Below are 440 nucleotides of genomic sequence, written 5' to 3' on the forward strand. Positions count from 1 at the left end.
TTTTGGTCGTCGCCTCTCATTAGTAGTTCAGGGTTTAACATTAATACTCCAGTTTTTCTTTTTATAATATTTCCTTCTTCTAAGATTTTAAGTGTTGTTATTACTGTTTGTAGACTTGTTCCTGTAGCTTTTGCTATTTCTCTTGTTGTAGCTATCATTGTATTGTTACTTAAGTGGACATTATCTAGGATATAGTTAACGATTTTAAGTTTTTTTCCGCCAATCATATCTAACATACTTATTAATTGCACTATATATGCCTTTACGAAGTTACCAGACGTTTGTTTACGGTATAACTTGTCTACCTCTATGACTTCTCCACTTTCTTCGTCTATGAGCCTCTGAGAGCCTTTATAGACTGTTCCATATCTTTCTTTCATCTTTTTCTCACTCCTTATTTTAAACTATTCTAACTATATCATAACTGTTCTAAAAAAAAA

At 31.4% G+C, this 440-nt stretch carries 1 protein-coding gene; it reads right to left on the minus strand.

Going from position 1 to position 440, the window contains the following annotated elements:
- A partial coding sequence (locus tag HMPREF2578_RS01275) for a replication/maintenance protein RepL (protein WP_031794162.1) occupies positions 1 to 380 on the minus strand: 380 nt, incomplete at its 3' end.
- Between the last annotated feature and the right edge of the window lie 60 nt (positions 381 to 440).

Origin of the sequence: Staphylococcus sp. HMSC072H03 (assembly GCF_001809305.1) — a bacterium.
GTDB classification, from domain to species: domain Bacteria; phylum Bacillota; class Bacilli; order Staphylococcales; family Staphylococcaceae; genus Staphylococcus; species Staphylococcus hominis.